This window comes from Pedobacter cryoconitis, assembly GCF_014207135.1.
Classification (GTDB): domain Bacteria; phylum Bacteroidota; class Bacteroidia; order Sphingobacteriales; family Sphingobacteriaceae; genus Pedobacter; species Pedobacter cryoconitis_D.
Map to the genome: position 1 here is coordinate 1 of NZ_JACHCC010000026.1, position 1,927 is coordinate 1,927.

At 39.0% G+C, this 1,927-nt stretch carries 4 protein-coding genes; 2 read left to right on the forward strand and 2 right to left on the reverse strand.

The genetic code is table 11. The features are described from left to right. Positions 1-161: 161 nt before the first annotated feature. Positions 162-665: a GNAT family N-acetyltransferase gene (locus HDF25_RS25685; protein ID WP_221451027.1), complete on the reverse strand. Its 504-nt coding sequence runs from the start codon at positions 663-665 to the stop codon at positions 162-164. Between the two features lie 136 nt (positions 666-801). On the opposite strand from HDF25_RS25685, the gene HDF25_RS25690 reads away from it, so the two are divergent. Both HDF25_RS25690 and HDF25_RS25695 read left to right on the forward strand, forming a co-directional pair. Continuing rightward, positions 802-1,383 (forward strand): zeta toxin family protein, encoded by a 582-nt coding sequence (locus tag HDF25_RS25690; RefSeq protein ID WP_184629279.1) that lies wholly within the window; start codon positions 802-804, stop codon positions 1,381-1,383. Beyond that, positions 1,370-1,558: a hypothetical protein gene (locus HDF25_RS25695; protein WP_184629280.1), complete on the forward strand. Its 189-nt coding sequence runs from the start codon at positions 1,370-1,372 to the stop codon at positions 1,556-1,558. Before HDF25_RS25690 ends, HDF25_RS25695 begins: the two co-directional genes overlap by 14 nt. Before the next feature lie 152 nt (positions 1,559-1,710). Here the strand turns inward: HDF25_RS25695 and HDF25_RS25760 are convergent. Beyond that, a partial coding sequence (locus HDF25_RS25760) for a hypothetical protein (protein WP_221451028.1) occupies positions 1,711-1,927 on the reverse strand: 217 nt, incomplete at its 5' end.

A 1,927-nucleotide genomic window follows, 5' to 3' on the forward strand; every position in this document is an offset into this window, starting at 1 on the left:
TGGTACTGCGGTAACACGTGGGAGAGTAGGTCGGTGCCAAATCTTAAAGAAAGCCTGTAGGAAACTACAGGCTTTTCTTGTTTATAACCTTTTTGTAAACCAACAACGAAATAACCCCGGCTGCTCAGTGCAGACCGGGGTTATTTCGTTTAGAAATTATATTAATTGCGGTAAGTATGAAGATCTTCTACGATCTGCATACCAGAGGACGTATAAAGCTGTATTGCCCCTGAGTTACTCTTTAAGACTTTAAGGTCAACAGCATTCGCCTGGCGCTTCTGAAATACGCTGAAAACATGCGTTAACAGTAATGCACCTAATCCCTGTCTCCGCCTGCGGGGATGGATCGCGAGATCCTTAATGAAAGCACTGGTCCAGCATTGGGCAAAACCCACCAGGCCAATTTCATCATAGATTAGAAAACATAAAGAAGGATCATATTCGCCATCAGAAATTAAAGCTGTCCACCAATCAATAAAAGTAGTCTTATCATCTGCTGTATCCTGATCAGGTAGCTGCAAGAGTTGGTAAGCCTGGAGTGCATTGTTTTCTGTGAAATTGACCAGGCTGATACCTTCTGGCCAAATAGGCGAAATAATCGGTGTATCAAGTTTACGGGACATCCGGAACCCAGGAAGATTTATACTATCTTTTTGTTTATTCATTCTCAATAGCTTTAGGATTAAAGCAAATTACAAAAATCCGGATTAAGAATTGTCAAGGTTTCGAAAGGATAATTTCTATCTTTAACATAGATGGAAGAATTATTTTTGGTAGTTGTTATGCTAAGGGAGGAGTGCTTTGCCTAATTTATACATTATTGCTGGTTGTAATGGAGCAGGGAAGACGACGGCGAGTTATACGATTTTGCCTGAGATTCTGAATTGCATGGAATTTGTAAATGCAGACAATATTGCTGCTGGCTTATCTCCTTTTAATCCTGAAAGGGTAGCTTTTGAATCGGGTAGGATTATGTTGCATAGGATTCGTGAGCTGATGGTAGCTAGGGCCGATTTTGCTTTCGAAACAACATTAGCTACGCGGAGTTATGTTTCACTGGTGAAGGAAGCACATTTGATGGGATACAAAGTCAGTCTGCTTTATTTTTGGTTAAATTCTCCGGATCTGGCTGTAGAACGGGTAGCAAAAAGAGTAAGTAAAGGTGGGCACCATATCCCCGCGGATGTGATAGCACGCCGATATTATAGAGGTATCTATAATTTATATAATCTGTATATGCAAGTATGTGATGAATGGACACTTGTGGATAATATGGATTTAGTACCTGAAGTGATTGCAAAATATGATGGCTTTGGAAAAACAGTTTTTAATGACGAACTTTGGTTTACTATCATTAAACAGCAAGATCATGGAAAAACCTGATTCCTTATTTCAAAATGGCACTTTTACGGATAAAGTCATGATTGGTCTTAAAAAGGCCCTGCGCAAATTGGCCGAGGAAGCTGCGTTGAATGATGAAAGTCTTGTTATAGGGGATAAGGATGGTAATGTTAAGTCTGTCCCAGCCAAAGAACTGCTCAAAACACTTTCTAAATAGTCTATCATCCGGTAAACTATTATTAAACTGCTTATTTTCTTCTTATTTGTTTGATGACAAAGTCTTTTTGCCGGATTAATTTAGTCTCTGACATTGATTTTGAGCTGCCGACCGGTTATTCTGGTATGTTTATCCTGAAGAAATAGCATGGATCAGCTGTAAATTTGATGAATTCGTGCTTTTAGCTTAAGTAATAAGATACGGTTTAGAAGGAATAAGGCGATACAAACCTGCTTATGTGGCTCTGCTAAAATATTTGCTAAAGTTTTTATACTTGAAAACCACCACTTTAGTGTTTTAATACAAATAATAGTGGTGTAATGTTTGGAGGACGGCATAATTTTCCTACTTTTGCATCCCGCTTCGGAG

Coding starts and splice junctions, on each gene's coding strand:
- HDF25_RS25685 (WP_221451027.1), bottom strand. CDS start 665: ATGAATAAACAAAAAGATAGTATAAATCTTCCTGGGTTCCGGATGTCC.
- HDF25_RS25695 (WP_184629280.1), top strand. CDS start 1,370: ATGGAAAAACCTGATTCCTTATTTCAAAATGGCACTTTTACGGATAAA.